Below are 15,424 nucleotides of genomic sequence, written 5' to 3'. Positions count from 1 at the left end.
TCAGTCTGACCCATTTGAGAGAAGCGCCGTCTGTTTACAGGCGGCCGAGGAGATAGCAGCTTATGTCTGAGCGCTTGAACAACGTATTTCAATTCGTCGAAGTGGACCGTAAGGATCCTAAGAAAAAGCCTTTAATTACTCGTAAGGCGCAATTCGTCGAAATTTATAAACCATTTGAAGAAGCGGGTGCGAAAGATCAAGCACATCGCTGTCTAGAGTGTGGCAACCCTTATTGTGAGTGGAAGTGCCCAGTACACAACTACATTCCAAACTGGCTGAAGCTAGTAAGCGAAGGTAGTATTTTAGAAGCGGCGGAGCTGAGTCATCAAACCAACTCTTTGCCAGAAGTCTGTGGTCGCGTTTGTCCACAAGATCGTCTTTGTGAAGGCGCTTGTACGCTTGGTGAAGGTGGTTTTGGTGCGGTGACGATCGGTTCTGTTGAAAAATACATTACAGACACGGCATTTGCTTTGGGCTGGCGTCCTGATATGTCTAACGTAGTACCGGTTAACAAAACGGTTGCTATCGTTGGTGCGGGTCCTGCAGGCCTTGCTTGTGCCGATGTTTTGGTGCGTAACGGTATCAAGCCTGTGGTATTTGATAAGTACCCAGAAATCGGAGGTTTGCTGACGTTTGGTATTCCAGAATTCAAACTGGAAAAAAGCGTCATGACACGTCGTCGTGAAATTTTTGAAGAGATGGGCGTTGAGTTTGTTCTCGGAACGTCCGTTGGTGATGACGTGCCATTCGAACACGTATTGGCAGAGTACGATGCTGTGTTTTTAGGCATGGGTACTTATAAATACATGAAAGGCGGCTTCCCAGGTGAAGATCTACCTGGTGTTCACGATGCCTTGGATTACCTGATTTCTAACGTTAACCATTGCCTAGACTTCGAAGAAGATGCTGCTGATTACGTGAATCTAAAAGGCAAGCAAGTGGTTGTCTTGGGTGGTGGTGATACAGCGATGGACTGTAACCGTACTGCGATTCGTCAAGGCGCGAAAAGTGTTACTTGTGCTTACCGTCGTGACCAAGAAAACATGCCGGGTTCTCGTAAAGAAGTGCAAAACGCGAAAGAAGAGGGCGTACAGTTCCTTTTCAACCGTCAGCCGGTGGAAATCATTGGTAACGGCAAAGTGGAAGGCATCAAGGTTGTTGAGACTCAAATGGGCGCGCCTGACGAAAACGGCCGTCGTACCGCTGAGATTGTTGAAGGTAGCGAGCAGATCATTCCAGCAGACACCGTATTGATTGCCTTTGGATTCCAAGCTAGCCCTGCGCCTTGGTTCGAAAAATTTGGTATCGAAACAGACGCTCGTGGTCGTGTTATCGCTCCGAAGAACGGCAAATTCATGTTCCAAACTACTAATGAGAAAATCTTTGCTGGTGGCGACATGGTGCGTGGTTCAGACCTAGTGGTAACGGCTATTGATGAAGGTCGTAAAGCGGCTGAAGGGATTATGGATTTCCTAGACGTTTAACCACAATGTCTTAGCTTCGCTCGAAACCTTGTAGAGTTTTGGGTCAAAGCGCCAATCAGAGAAATCTGATTGGCGTTTTTGTTTAGGTAATTTGTTAGTCAAAACGATCTAAATCTCAATCTGCGTCGTATTAACTCTATAAACTCATAACCATAGGCTAATTATGTTTTCTTTTCTAAAGTCCGATCCGATTAAAAAGCTCGATAAAGAATATGGCGAGTTACTAGAAAAAGCCATGCAAGCCCAACGCGGCGGTGACATCCGACTCTATTCAGAACTGACGGAAAAAGCCGAAGCGGTAAAAGCCAAGATAGACGAAGCTAGGTCTGCATAAATAGAGTCAATAAAAAACACAGTGTCATGTTAATGGCACCGTGTTTTTAGTCTTATCGTCTAGAGCTTTATAATAGCCTAGCTTTGAAATAGCTAGGCAGCTACGGCGCTTTCTAGTGGCCGAATCAGTGCCAAACTTTCCTCAGCGAAACCTGTACCTGCTTCAGTGTAGAAGTTGAAAACGTTGTCTATGCCGCTGTTGATGAGGATTTCTCTCTCATCTTGATAGCGAGCAATAGCAGCGATTTGTCCCTTGTAGTTGGCCTTACGCAGTTGTATGGCGACATTGGTCGTGTCTTCTGTGGCTGGTAATGCCAACAAAACGAGCTCAATTCGAGATGTATCCAAACGTTCCCATAAATCTGCGTCTTCACCATCGCCGTAGAATACATTTTCTTTAGCAGCTTGCATTTGGTTAATACGATTACGATCCGCATCCATACCCGCGACTGTGTCACCCACCAAGCCTTTTAAAGAGTCAAATGCCCCGCGTCCAACTCGACCTAAGCCCACCACGAGAATGTCGCTGTTTACAGGTTGTACGAAGATATCTTCGGATAAACAATCTGCGCTTTCAAAACGGCGAATGATGTCTTTGTTTTTCCGGTACATACGGTGAACGTTGCGATAAAGCACGCTTGTGATCACGAAGGAGAAAGACACTGCCAATGCTAATACGACTAGCCATTCTTTTTCTAACCAGCCGTTTGCCACGCTAAGGGCGACGACAATTAAGCCAAATTCACTATAGTTAGAAAGAATGACCGATGATAAAAATGACGTTCTGCCGCGCAGTTTCATTTTTGTCATTAATACGAAGAAGAGAGCGAACTTCACCAGAATCACTAAAGTAATGATTAGGCTCATGCCGACCATGCTTAATGTGGGTAATGCAGTGAAGCCGATGGACAAGAAAAAGCCAATCAAAAACAAATCTTTGAAATTCATTAGCGACTTATTCATTTCTGCTGCTTTGGGGTGTGACGCTAATAAAATACCGAAGATTAGTGCGCCTAAGTCGCCCTTTACCCCAACAAAGTAAAATAGTTCATAACCGCCTAGGGCAAGAAAAAGCCCTGTTAATGGTAGCATTTCCCCGTGACCAGCTTTGTCGACGATTTTGTTGATAATTGGACGAATTAGTAGCAGACCAAATAATCCAAGAGCCCAGATTGACGGTATTTTGCCAGTGGCTGCAACAAGAAAAACCACGGCTACAATATCTTGCATAACTAAAATGCCAAGAGATAACTGTCCATGGCGAGTTTTTAATTCGCTACTTTCCTCTAGCAGTTTCATTATACAAACGGTACTAGAAAAACTCAGTGCGAAACCGATAAGCGCGGCGGTTTTAAAATCAAGCACACCAAAATATGGAAGGCTGAGAGTACCAAGCAGCAAGGCAATCCCGGCAAATAGGATGGTGCTTATTCCTATATGACTTAGCGTTGATGCCCAAACCTCGCGTTTTAGAAGGTCTTTAACATGTAATTTTAAGCCGATACTAAACAGCATTAGTGTGATGCCAATATTGGCGAGGGAGTCCAATGTATTGCTTGGTTCCAAACCAGCATAGTTAAGTAAAAAACCAGCTAACAAGAAACCAATTAAGGGCGGCAAATTGATCACCTTGACGGCCAGTCCGCATACAAATGCGAATAAGATCCAAATGAATTCCATAGATTCCTTCTAAATTAAAGAATGTGTAAAGGGGGTTTTATCATACGGAATTTGTTTAAGTCGCGCAGCACGTAATGCTGTAAAAATTCCGATCTCGAATAATAAACCAACATATCAAAAATGATATGAAGAACAACATTTATTCTATTTGATTGGTATGTTCATTTTGCCTACTCTGCATAACAGGTTTTTCAAGACCTGATTGGCTCGAAAAAATAATCATAAAAAATCTATGGCCACCTGAAGCTTGTTCCTTACGGTGCTCGCTTGGCCGTAACAGGAGAAGCTAATGAACTATCTAAAGAATACCATTGCTGGTTTAGTACTAGGTGCCACTGCGCTGAGTTCCGTTAGTGCTTTGGCTGCGAATGGTTATGTTGGTATTGCCATGCCAACTAAGTCTTCCGCTCGCTGGATCACCGATGGTGACTCCATGGTAAAGCTCTTCAAAGATGCTGGTTACAAAGTTGACCTACAATACGCAGAAGATGAAATTCCAAATCAGCTTTCCCAGATTGAAAACATGATCGTAAAAGGTGTCGATGTATTAGTCATCGCCGCGATTGATGGTACGACTCTATCTAACGCATTGGAAAACGCCGATGCTGCGGGTATTAAAGTTATCTCCTATGACCGTTTGATTAAAAACAGCCCTTATGTGAGCTACTACGCAACATTCGATAACTTCAAAGTAGGCGTGTTGCAAGCTAAGTCTTTAGTTAGCGGTATGGAAAAACGCGGTAAAGGTCCTTACAACGTGGAGTTGTTCGGTGGTTCTCCTGATGATAACAACGCTTACTTTTTCTACAACGGTGCTATGTCAGTGCTTCAGCCGATGATTGATTCAGGCAAGGTGAATGTTGTGTCTGGCCAAATGGGTATGGACACAGTGGGTACCTTGCGTTGGGACGGTGCGACCGCTCAAGCCCGTATGGATAACTTGTTGTCTGCCCATTACACCAAGAAACACATAGACGGTGTGTTGTCGCCTTATGATGGTATTTCAATCGGTATCTTGTCATCGCTTAAAGGGGTTGGTTACGGTTCAGGCAATTTGAAAATGCCTATCGTAACGGGTCAAGATGCGGAAGTGCCATCGGTGAAATCCATTATCGCGGGTGAGCAATATTCCACCATCTTTAAAGATACCCGCGAATTAGCCAACGTAACGGTGGGCATGGTTCAAGCTGTATTAAATGGTGCGAAGCCTGAAATCAATGATACTAAAACCTATGACAACGGTATCAAAGTTGTTCCAAGCTATTTGCTTGAGCCTGTAACCGTTGATAAATCCAACTGGCAAGATGTGTTGCTAGGTAGCGGTTATTACACGAAGTCTCAGGTCGAATAAGCGCACGATGACTGTGCTTACCAATACTTTGTTAAATTTATCCTGATTCAACAATAATAAACCAGCAGAGGCGTTGTTGACCGTGTGTCGATACGGCAAGAGCGCGTCTGCTAATGGGATGTTTTATGGAAAATATTATTTTGGAAATGCGCAGCATTACCAAGACATTTCCTGGAGTAAAAGCCCTCGACGCGGTGAACCTTAAAGTTCGTGCTGGCGAGATTCACGCTTTAGTGGGTGAAAATGGTGCGGGTAAGTCGACTCTCATGAAGGTGTTGAGTGGGGTTTATCCATACGGAAGTTACGAAGGCGATATTCTTTTTAATGACGAGACCGTGGCGTTTTCCGGTATTACGGACAGCGAAGAAAAAGGCATCATTATTATTCACCAAGAGTTGGCGCTAGTGCCGCTTTTATCAATCGCAGAGAATCTATTTTTAGGTAACGAGAATGTAGAAGGTGGCGTGATTAATTGGCCAAAAACCTATTCTCGTACGCAAGAATTGTTAGCCAAAGTCGGCTTGAAAGAGTCTCCTTCGACCTTAGTGGGTCAATTGGGAGTGGGTAAGCAGCAACTTGTTGAGATTGCCAAAGCCCTTGCCAAAGATGTGAAGTTATTGATTCTGGATGAGCCAACGGCTGCGCTACAAGAGAACGACAGCGAGAAGTTACTTGACCTATTGTTGGAATTTAAAGCTCAGGGTATTTCCTCCATCCTAATTACCCACAAATTAAACGAAATCAGCCGTGTAGCAGACAGCATCACAGTGATTCGTGATGGCGCTTCTGTATCTACTCTAGATTGTCATGCGCAGAGCATCAGTGAAGCAGACATTATTCGCGATATGGTTGGCCGAGATATGGCGAACCGTTACCCAGCAAGGAAGCACCCGACCCAAGAAGGTCATTTAGGCAAAACGCTCATGGAAGTAAGCCGTTGGAATGTGTGGCATCCCGATGCGTTAGATCGTCAGATGATTCATGATATTGAATTCAACGTGCACGCCGGTGAAATTGTCGGGATTGCGGGTTTGATGGGCTCAGGACGAACTGAGTTGGCAATGAGTTTGTTTGGTCAGAGTTATGGCAAAAACATCCAAGGCGAAGTGCGTTTACGCGGCGAAATCGCCGATTTATCAACCGTGCCTAAAGCCATCAAAAGTGGTTTGGCGTACGTCACCGAAGACCGTAAAGAATTGGGTTTGATTTTAGAAGAAACCATCCAGACCAACACCACTTTAGCGAACCTTGATCGTGTGTCTTCAAATGGTGTAATTGACGGAAACATTGAACGTCAGGTGTCAGAGGATTATCGACAAGCGCTCAATATTCGCACGCCTAGCGTCTTTCAAAAGGTGATGAACCTATCAGGCGGTAACCAACAAAAAGTGGTGTTGAGTAAGTGGTTGTATTCGCAGCCAGACGTTTTGATTCTAGACGAGCCAACCCGCGGCATAGATGTGGGGGCTAAGTTCGAAATTTACAGCATCATCAATGAGCTGGCCGATGACGGTAAAGGCGTGGTGATGATTTCTTCAGAGATGCCAGAGTTGCTTGGCATGTGTGATCGTATTTACGTGATGAACGAAGGCCGCTTTGTTGGTGAGTTAGACAAAGCTGATGCGAGCCAAGAGAAAATCATGTCAATGATAGTGAAAGCGTAACGGAGCAATAATAATGACAACAAAAGAAACCTCTACAGTGGTCCAATCGGCACCGTCTGTTACCAGCTACTTGAAATCGCATATGCGTGATTACGGTATGTTGATCGCACTGGTTGTGATCATGGGCATGTTTCAGTTTTTGACCGATGGCACCTTGATGCGTCCGGTTAACTTAACCAACTTATTCTTACAAAACAGCTACATCATCATTATGGCGATTGGCATGTTACTGGTCATTGTTGCGGGACATATCGATTTATCAGTTGGCTCTGTAGCAGGCTTCGTTGGGGCATTGGCTGCCGTGATGTCGGTTAACTATGACTTGCCAACGATTGTTGTGGTGCCTGTGTGTCTTCTTGTGGGCTTGATCATTGGTGGTTTACAAGGCTATTGGATTGCCTATTGGAAAATCCCAGCCTTTATCGTCACCTTGGCGGGCATGTTGGTTTTCCGCGGTTTGACTCTTGCTTTGCTGGAAGGTCAGTCAGTGGGACCATTTCCAAAAAGCTTTCAGCTATTAAGTACAGGCTTTATACCGGATGTGTTTGGTGTGGGGCGTCCAAATGTGACCGCATTGGTGTTAGGTGTGTTGGCCGCCAGTGCAATTGTTTTCTTGGCCGCTCGCAGTCGATCTCGTGCCTTGAAGTACGGGATTCAAGATGAGCCTTTTTCTTTCTTCATCGTGAAAAATGCTCTAGTTGCTATCGCTATCATTTATTTATCTTATTTATTAAGCACTTACCGTGGTTTGCCAAACGTGTTGATGACTATGGCGGTGTTGATCGCGATTTATACCTTCTTGACCAACAGCACCACAATTGGTCGTCGCATCTACGCTTTGGGTGGCAATGTTAAGGCGGCGAAGCTATCGGGCATTAATACCGAACGCTTAACCTTTTTGACCTTTGCCAACATGGGGATGTTGGCCGCATTGGCAGGTTTGATCTTTGCTGCGCGCTTAAATACAGCGACGCCAAAAGCGGGTTTCGCCATGGAGTTAGATGTTATTGCTGCCGTATTTATCGGTGGCGCTTCCATGTCGGGCGGCGTTGGTAAAATCATCGGTGCGGTGATTGGTGCCTTCATCATGGGCGTAATGAATAACGGGATGTCGATATTGGGTATAGGGATTGATTGGCAGCAGGTTATTAAGGGCTTGGTATTGCTCGCTGCGGTTATCTTCGACGTCTACAACAAACAAAAAGCGCGCTAAGAACGCGGGTTAAGGAGCGATTTATGTTGTTTTTATCTCAAATTAAACAAGGTGGTGTGGTGTGTCGTGAAGGCAGCGAAGCACACCTTGTTCTTCACGCATCGAGCGTTTACGAGCTCGCAAAAGAAGCCGTTAAGCATGGCGTACCGCTGAAGTCTATTATTGAAAAGCATGGTTTGGGCGAGTCGGTAAATTTGGCAGAGCTTGCTAAGAACAATCAGCTAGATTGTCCTGTTCGTCATCCAGATCCAGCGCACATGTATTTGACGGGTACTGGGTTAACGCACCTAGGTTCTGCCGCAACACGTAATGCTATGCATGCGAAAAGCGAAGAGCTGACCGATTCGATGAAGATCTTCCAAATGGGCGTTGAGGGTGGCAAGCCAAAAGACGGCCAAGAAGGTGTGCAGCCTGAGTGGTTTTACAAAGGGAATGGTTCAGGAGTTATTGCTCCTGGTGATGCATTGCCTTCTCCATCCTTTGCTTTGGATGGAGGTGAAGAACCAGAAATCGCTGGTTTTTACTTAGTAGGTGACGACGGCAAAGTGCACCGTCTTGGTTATACCTTGGCGAATGAGTTTTCTGACCATGTCACCGAGAGACAAAATTATTTGTATCTGGCGCATTCCAAATTGCGTCCAGCATCGTTTGGTCCTGAGTTGTTAGTTGGCGAGTTGCCTATGCATATTGATGGTCATTCGCGTATCGAACGTGGCGAGAAAACGCTTTGGGAAAAAGGCTTTTTATCTGGTGAAGACAATATGTCGCACACCTTTAAAAACCTTGAACACCATCATTTTAAGTATTCGATTTTCCGCCAGCCTGGTGATCTGCATGTTCATATGTTTGGAACAGCAACCTTGTCGTTTGCTGATGGTGTTCAGGCGCAAGAAGGGGATGTGTTTGAAATCTCTTCACCTACTTTTGGTTTGCCATTACGCAATGCTTTAGCAAAAGCGGAGGCCTTAGAGACCGAGGTAGCGACATTATGATTAAGACTAATAGCGCGGTTTATCCAGACCTAAAAGATCGGTCAGTGTTTATTTCTGGCGGGGCAACGGGAATTGGTGCGGCCATTGTTGAAGCGTATGCCAAGCAAGGTGCAAAAACGGCCTTTGTGGATTTAGATGAAAAAGCCGGTACGGCGCTTGCCAAACGTCTGACCAAAGACGGTTATGACGTGCGCTTTGAAGTATGTGACATCACAGATATTCAAGATTATCAAAGTAAGATCCGCGCAGCAGCAGAAGTTTTTGGCCCGATTTCCGTCTTATTGAATAATGCCGCTAACGATGTGCGTCATTCTTTAGAATCGCTGACAGAAGAACGTTTTGATGAGTTGGTTGGGGTGAACATCAAACACGCTATGTTCGCCGCCCAAGCGGTTGCGCCGATGATGCGTAAACTGGGTGGTGGTTCGATCATCAATTTTGGCTCTGTGGGCTGGATGATGGCAACGGCTGGCTACCCAACTTACGGCACAAGCAAGGCAGCAACGCATGGTTTAACTCGTTCCCTTGCCCGAGACCTAGGTGGTTTTGGTATACGTGTGAATACCTTGGTACCAGGCTGGGTGATGACGGAAAAACAGCTGCGTATGTGGGTTGATGACGCGGCAGAAGAAAAAATTAAACAAAGCCAATGCCTAACCGGCAAGGTGCTTCCTGAACATATCGCCAACATGGCGCTGTTTTTAGGGTCCGATGCGGCGGCAATGTGCTCGGCGCAAAACTTTATCGTTGATGGAGGTTGGGTATGAGTGATTCTGAGAAAGGCACGTTCGTACCGAAAACATGGCCCCGCAAATTACGTTCAACCGAATGGTTTGGCGGTACCTCACGTGATCATATTTACCACCGCAGCTGGATGAAAAACCAAGGTCTGCCAGCGGATTTATTTGATGGTCGTCCAGTGATTGGCATTTGTAATACTTGGTCGCAGCTTACACCTTGCAACGCCCATCTTCGTGACCTCGCTGATCGTGTTAAGCATGGCATTTATGAAGCGGGCGGTTTACCACTGGAATTCCCTGTGTTTTCTGTGGGTGAAAGTTCATTGCGCCCAACTGCCATGATGTATCGCAACATGGCCGCCATGGATGTGGAAGAAGCGCTGCGTGCTAATCCGCTGGATGGTGTTGTCTTGTTAGCTGGTTGTGACAAAACTACACCTGCGCTTCTTATGGGTGCTTGTAGTGTCGATATTCCTGCCATCGTGGTGTCTGGTGGTCCGATGTTGAACGGCTACTTTAGAGGCGAGCGTGTGGGATCTGGCACGGCATTGTGGCAAATGTCGGAAGACATTAAAGCGGGCAAGATGACGCAAGAAGACTTCCTTGAGGCAGAGCAATCTATGTCTCGCTCTGCGGGCTCTTGTAACACTATGGGCACTGCCAGCACGATGGCGTCTATGGCGGAAGCCTTGGGTATGGCGTTATCGGGTAACGCAGCGATTCCTGCAGTAGACAGCCGTCGTCGCGTTATGGCGCATCTTACAGGCCGTCGCATCGTCGATATGGTGAAAGACGATTTGAAACCGTCTGATATTTTGACTCGCCAAGCCTTCGAAAATGCGATTCGTGTCAATGGCGCGATTGGTGGTTCTACCAATGCCGTAATTCACTTATTGGCTATTGCTGGTCGAGTTGGTGTGGATTTAACCCTAGATGATTGGGATAAATTAGGCCAAGAAATCGCCACTATTGTGAACCTGATGCCGTCAGGCAAATACCTGATGGAAGAATTCTTCTACGCAGGTGGTTTGCCAGTCGTGATCAAGCATTTGGCCGAAGCGGGCAAGCTGCACAAAGATGCAATTACCGTGTCTGGTGAATCGATTTGGGAAGAAGTGAAAGAGGTCCGCAATTGGAATCCAGACGTGATTTTGCCAGTTGAAAAAGCACTGACACAAAAAGGCGGTATTGTTGTATTGAAAGGCAACCTTGCGCCACAAGGCGCGGTGCTCAAACCTTCCGCGGCGTCGGCGCACTTATTGCAGCATCGCGGTCGAGCTGTCGTGTTTGAAGATATTGACGACTACAAAGCTAAGATCAATGACGAAGCTTTGGATATCGATGAAAACTGTGTCATGGTGCTAAAAAACTGTGGGCCAAAAGGTTACCCAGGCATGGCGGAAGTGGGCAATATGGGCTTGCCACCAAAAGTGCTGCGTAAAGGCATTAAAGACATGGTGCGGATTTCTGATGCTCGTATGTCGGGAACGGCTTATGGAACTGTAGTTTTACATACCACACCAGAAGCTGCTGCTGGTGGACCATTGGCCGTCATTCAAAATGGCGACATGATTGAGTTAGACGTAGAAAATCGCCGCCTTCATGTGGATATTTCCGATGAAGAAATGGCAACACGTTTAGCAAACTGGAAAAGTCATTTGGAACCACCAAAAAGTGGTTATATCAAACTATTCCATGACCATGTACAGGGCGCCGATACGGGTGCCGATTTTGACTTCCTAAAAGGCTGTCGAGGCGCAGCGGTGCCAAAAGATAGTCATTAAATTAAGTTTTTAAGTCTGACTCTGCCTTGTTATGGCAGCACCGCCCCAACGGACATCCCTGTCCGCGAGGGGCGTAACGCCCATCCTTGGGCTTGATGCTTACCATCACTAGGCTACTTCAGAGCTTAACTTAATGTGTTGAATTTCATTTATTAAAGAGAGGAGTGTTTATGTTAACGGGACAGCATTTTATTGCCGGTAAATGGATAAAGGGCGACGCGACATTTTCTTCAACGCCTGCTACAGGACCTTCTCATGAATTTGCTGTTGGTCGCGTGTCTGATGTGGATGCAGCGGTAGAAGCAGCCGAGGCTGCTTTTGAGACATTTGGTTATTCTTCTCGAGAAGAACGAGCGGCGTTTTTAAACGCCATCGCCGATGAAATTGATGTGTTAGGTGATCAAATCACCGAAATTGGTGTACAAGAAACGGGATTACCTGAAGCACGTTTGCAAGGCGAACGCGGTCGTACAACAGGGCAACTTCGTTTGTTCGCTGAGCGTATTTTATCAGGTGAATACTTAGATCGTCGGTTTGATGAAGCCTTGCCAGATCGCGCACCATTGCCACGTCCAGATATGTACATGGTACAACGTCCTATCGGCCCAGTTGCTGTGTTTGGTGCGTCTAACTTTCCATTGGCGTTTTCCACCGCGGGTGGTGATACTGCTGCTGCCTTGGCAGCAGGTTGTCCTGTTGTGGTGAAAGGGCATTCTGCGCACCCTGGAACGGGCGAGTTAGTGGCGCAAGCCATTGATAAGGCTATGCAGCGTTGTAATATGCCAGCGGGTGTTTTTTCTCTTATCCAAGGAGGAAATCGCCAAGTTGGGCAGGCTCTGGTTCAGCATCCATTGATCAAAGCGGTTGGTTTTACTGGCAGCTTGGCGGGTGGCCGTGCTTTGTTTGATTTATGTGCGGCGCGTCCAGAGCCGATTCCTTTCTTTGGTGAACTGGGTTCTGTGAACCCAATGTTTGTGATGCCAGAAGCTGTTAAAAACCGCGCTGAAGAATTGGGCAAAGGTTGGGCTGGTTCATTAACCATGGGCGCTGGACAGTTTTGTACCAACCCTGGGATTGCGGTGCTGCTGGATAACGAGGACTCAAAAGCCATGATAGCAGCAGCGAGTGCCGCTTTATCCGAAGTGGCAGCGCAAACCATGCTAACGGATGGCATTGCTGATGCGTACCGCTCAGGTGTGGCGGCGATAGAAAAAACGGGTATTCAAGCGGTGGTTCGTTCGGCAGATACAGAAGATCGTACCGCACGACCAAACTTATTTACGGTAACGGGGCAAGCGTGGTTGGATCATCCGACATTGCACCATGAAGTATTTGGTCCGCTTGGCTTGGTTGTTTTGGCAGACAGTGTTGAGCAAATGGTCGAGCTTGCTCGTCATTTGGAAGGTCAGCTGACCTGTACTATTCACCTTGATGAAGGCGATTATGCTGCGTGTCAGAAACTTATACCTGTATTGGAACGTAAAGCAGGGCGTTTGTTAGCAAATGGTTTCCCGACTGGTGTTGAAGTGAACGATACCATGGTGCATGGTGGCCCTTATCCTGCGTCGACAAACTTCGGTGCAACCTCAGTCGGTACCTTGTCGATTCGTCGTTTCTTGCGTCCTGTGTGTTACCAAAATATTCCAAAAGCCTTGTTGCCAAAAGATCTGCTTGGCTAGCTTGTAGATTTAGAAATGATTTACCGTTAAGAAGCCCAAGGCGGGTTTTAGCGAGTTCGGTTTTGAAAGTAACCGACTCGCTTTTTTTATGCCTCACTTTTTATGGGTTTTTGCTCCAGTTCCGCCAACACCAAGCGTTTAAGTTGGTTGGCAAGAGGCGATAGCTGACGGCCGCGCATTTGCAATAAATAATACGGGCTCATGACAATTTTTTTGTCCAATTTCAGTGTTTTGAGGTCGGCTTTTACTTTATGACCGACCAGTAAATCACTGACTTCTCTCGCCATCGGCGCAATTGCGTTGGAAGACACTAGAATGGCAATTAATGCTAATAAAGAGGTGCTGTTGGTAATGCTTAGCGGCAGTTCCGCACGTTCTTCCATAAAAGCTGCTTCGACGGCCTCGCGAATAGGGGCGCGATGAGATTGCATCACCCATTCAAAATGAGCGAGGTCTTTGACGCGGACTTTATCAAGATTGGCTAATGGGTGCTCTTTACGCACCACGAGTGTGACCGATTCAGTTCGTGCAGGGTAAATCTCAAACTCATTGGCGTCGTATTGTTTGGGGATGCGCGCCAAAACAAAATCATTGTGACCAGCGATCAAGTCTCGTACTAAAATATCACTGGTATCAACGTTGATATCAATTTCTGCTTTTGGAGCAATCGCGCGCAGTTGTTGAATGGCGGGAATCACAAAGCCCACCGCGGCTCCGGTAACCGCACCAATTGAGGTGGTGCCTCCACCACCTTCTTTTAGTTCGCCTACTTCACGGGCAAGATCTCGCAGCTCAACCAGAAGATTGTGCGCACGACGTGCAACAGCTTGACCTACCAGTGTTGGCTCCATGCCTTTGGCATGGCGAATAAATAAACGTGTCCCAATAGTTTGTTCAATTTCACTCAGCATACGTGACGCGGCAGGCTGTGTCATCGCCATTTCATCCGCGGCGATGCCAAGTTGACCATGCTCTGAAATGACCGAAATCAAGCGCAACTGATTGAGTTTTAAATGCTTGGCCAGACCTATGTCCATATCGACCTCTGTTATTGTTTTTAATGAAGATATCTTACTCTAAATAGAAGCTATTTGTGCCTAATAGCAATAAAAAAGCCCAAATAAATGGGCTTTTGAAGAGTTTTTGAGTCCACTGAATTATGATGTGAATTAAGGGATAAATTTGCGGTTTACGGCTGACTCTGGATCAAAAATGTCTATTGGAATATTCTGTGCTTTGGCGGTCCATTTCCATGTGGTGGCCAGTCGTTCTTTGGTAAACGCACCATAGCCGTCTTGGTCGCTGATGGCGTTATAGACTAAAGATTTGATGGAATTAATTGTGTCCGTTGCCGTGCTAGCATCGACTTCTGGCACCATGTCATGAACGATTTTTCCGCTTTCTTCTGGATGCTCCCAAGTGTATTCAATGGCTTTTTTATAAGCTGCAACAAAGCGTTTGGTCACGTCTGGGTGTTTATTAATAAAGCGATCAGATGCAATGATAGAAGTGGAGTAAAACTCTAATCCGGCATCGTACCAAGGTAATACTCGTAAGGTTTTTCCTGCACTTTTGGCTTGTTGTTGGTAAATCACTGTATCGGTTATCCATGAAATAACCACGTCTGTGTTACCGGAAAGTAACATTGGGTTTAAGGCGCCAGCGTCTGCTTTGATCAATTTTATGCTGTTTGGATCAACGTCATTCACTTCTAACAACAAGGGTAAAAAGACATTTGAAGAGGTATAAGGTGAGGTGGTAATGCGTTTATCTGCAACGTCTTTTACGCTGTTAATGTTTGAGTCAGAAGGTACAAAGAAAGCATGGGGAGCTTTGCTAAATACAGAATAAATCGCAGAAACTGGCACATCGTTTTCAGCTTTTGCCATTAACAATGCCACCAAGTCAGACAAACCTATGTCGGCATTGCCTGTTGCGAGTTTGCTAATCGAATCATTAGAACCACGGCCGCTGGCAACGGTGACGTCTAAATCAGCCTCTTCAAAAAAACCTTTTTTGATGCCAACGTAAACGGGTGCTTTGTCACCCCCCGGTAGCCAATCTAGTTGAAATCTTACTTTGTCCGCGGCCAATACTGCACTAGCATTGAATCCGGTGCATGCCACTGCCCCAGCTAGGCATAGATTACGAAATAGGGGGATTTTTAGTTGGTTGTTCATTGTTTTCTCCATGCTTCATCATAGATTCGGCTTTGCTTTTTTTAAGCAAACCAAACTCAGTCACTGAAACAACCACAAAGAAAACCAGATGAGGAAAGAGCGAGAGGGCTGGGTACACAGTCGAGTAAGATAGAAACGGCTGTCACTTCCCTTTCGACATCCTCTTTGGGTTGTCGACAAGGCAGTGAGCAATGCCCGAATTTGGTTTATTGGAACTCGACACCAAATTTGACCGCTTCTACTCATTGCGTCACGCAAACTGTTTGCGCTATTTATGGCTAAGCAACAAGCAGGCCAAATGCACTTGTCTATAAATTCGGCAAT

Annotated in this window: 12 protein-coding genes; 9 read left to right on the top strand and 3 right to left on the bottom strand. The window is 46.1% G+C overall.

The features are described from left to right. Positions 1-62 precede the first annotated feature (62 nt). Both B6N13_RS18730 and B6N13_RS18725 read left to right on the top strand, forming a co-directional pair. Positions 63-1,484 (top strand): FAD-dependent oxidoreductase, encoded by a 1,422-nt coding sequence (locus tag B6N13_RS18730; RefSeq protein ID WP_169460275.1) that lies wholly within the window; start codon positions 63-65, stop codon positions 1,482-1,484. A 163-nt stretch (positions 1,485-1,647) separates the two neighbouring features. Further along, the gene (locus B6N13_RS18725) at positions 1,648-1,818 is read left to right on the top strand and encodes a DUF6435 family protein (protein WP_012071773.1); all 171 of its coding nucleotides are present in this window, start codon (positions 1,648-1,650) and stop codon (positions 1,816-1,818) included. Between the two features lie 92 nt (positions 1,819-1,910). Here the strand turns inward: B6N13_RS18725 and B6N13_RS18720 are convergent, their stop codons facing one another. Next, complete coding sequence (locus B6N13_RS18720; protein ID WP_169460274.1) at positions 1,911-3,497, bottom strand: cation:proton antiporter family protein; 1,587 nt, start codon at positions 3,495-3,497, stop codon at positions 1,911-1,913. A 289-nt stretch (positions 3,498-3,786) separates the two neighbouring features. Between B6N13_RS18720 and chvE the strand changes: the two genes are divergently transcribed. The 7 genes from chvE (at position 3,787) to B6N13_RS18685 (ending at position 12,920) form a co-directional block, all read left to right on the top strand. After that, positions 3,787-4,848, top strand: a complete 1,062-nt coding sequence (chvE, locus tag B6N13_RS18715) for a multiple monosaccharide ABC transporter substrate-binding protein (RefSeq protein ID WP_012071771.1) — start codon at positions 3,787-3,789, stop codon at positions 4,846-4,848. Positions 4,849-4,973: 125 nt separating this feature from the next. Further along, on the top strand, positions 4,974-6,512 hold the full coding sequence (mmsA, locus tag B6N13_RS18710) for a multiple monosaccharide ABC transporter ATP-binding protein (RefSeq protein ID WP_012071770.1): 1,539 nt from the start codon (positions 4,974-4,976) through the stop codon (positions 6,510-6,512). Positions 6,513-6,525: 13 nt separating this feature from the next. Continuing rightward, positions 6,526-7,725, top strand: a complete 1,200-nt coding sequence (gene mmsB / locus B6N13_RS18705; protein WP_012071769.1) for a multiple monosaccharide ABC transporter permease — start codon at positions 6,526-6,528, stop codon at positions 7,723-7,725. A gap of 23 nt (positions 7,726-7,748) precedes the next feature. Further along, positions 7,749-8,717, top strand: a complete 969-nt coding sequence (araD1, locus tag B6N13_RS18700) for an AraD1 family protein (RefSeq protein ID WP_169460273.1) — start codon at positions 7,749-7,751, stop codon at positions 8,715-8,717. After that, positions 8,714-9,484 (top strand): SDR family oxidoreductase, encoded by a 771-nt coding sequence (locus B6N13_RS18695; RefSeq protein WP_169460272.1) that lies wholly within the window; start codon positions 8,714-8,716, stop codon positions 9,482-9,484. Before araD1 ends, B6N13_RS18695 begins: the two co-directional genes overlap by 4 nt. Beyond that, on the top strand, positions 9,481-11,241 hold the full coding sequence (gene araD, locus B6N13_RS18690; RefSeq protein ID WP_169460271.1) for an L-arabinonate dehydratase: 1,761 nt from the start codon (positions 9,481-9,483) through the stop codon (positions 11,239-11,241). The genes B6N13_RS18695 and araD overlap by 4 nt, the downstream gene beginning before the upstream one ends. Before the next feature lie 170 nt (positions 11,242-11,411). Further along, positions 11,412-12,920 (top strand): aldehyde dehydrogenase (NADP(+)), encoded by a 1,509-nt coding sequence (locus B6N13_RS18685; RefSeq protein ID WP_169460270.1) that lies wholly within the window; start codon positions 11,412-11,414, stop codon positions 12,918-12,920. Between the two features lie 86 nt (positions 12,921-13,006). On the opposite strand, the gene B6N13_RS18680 is transcribed toward B6N13_RS18685, so the two are convergent. After that, a complete protein-coding gene (locus B6N13_RS18680; RefSeq protein ID WP_012071764.1) occupies positions 13,007-13,957 on the bottom strand; it encodes a LysR family transcriptional regulator in 951 nt (316 codons plus the stop codon). A gap of 132 nt (positions 13,958-14,089) precedes the next feature. Continuing rightward, on the bottom strand, positions 14,090-15,100 hold the full coding sequence (locus tag B6N13_RS18675) for an ABC transporter substrate-binding protein (protein ID WP_169460269.1): 1,011 nt from the start codon (positions 15,098-15,100) through the stop codon (positions 14,090-14,092). Positions 15,101-15,424: the final 324 nt, after the last annotated feature.

The sequence above is a fragment of the Marinomonas sp. UCMA 3892 genome (genome assembly GCF_012726345.1).
Taxonomy (GTDB): Bacteria; Pseudomonadota; Gammaproteobacteria; order Pseudomonadales; family Marinomonadaceae; genus Marinomonas.
Note: the sequence above shows the minus strand (reverse complement) of the source record. Positions and strands in the feature narration are given on the sequence as shown.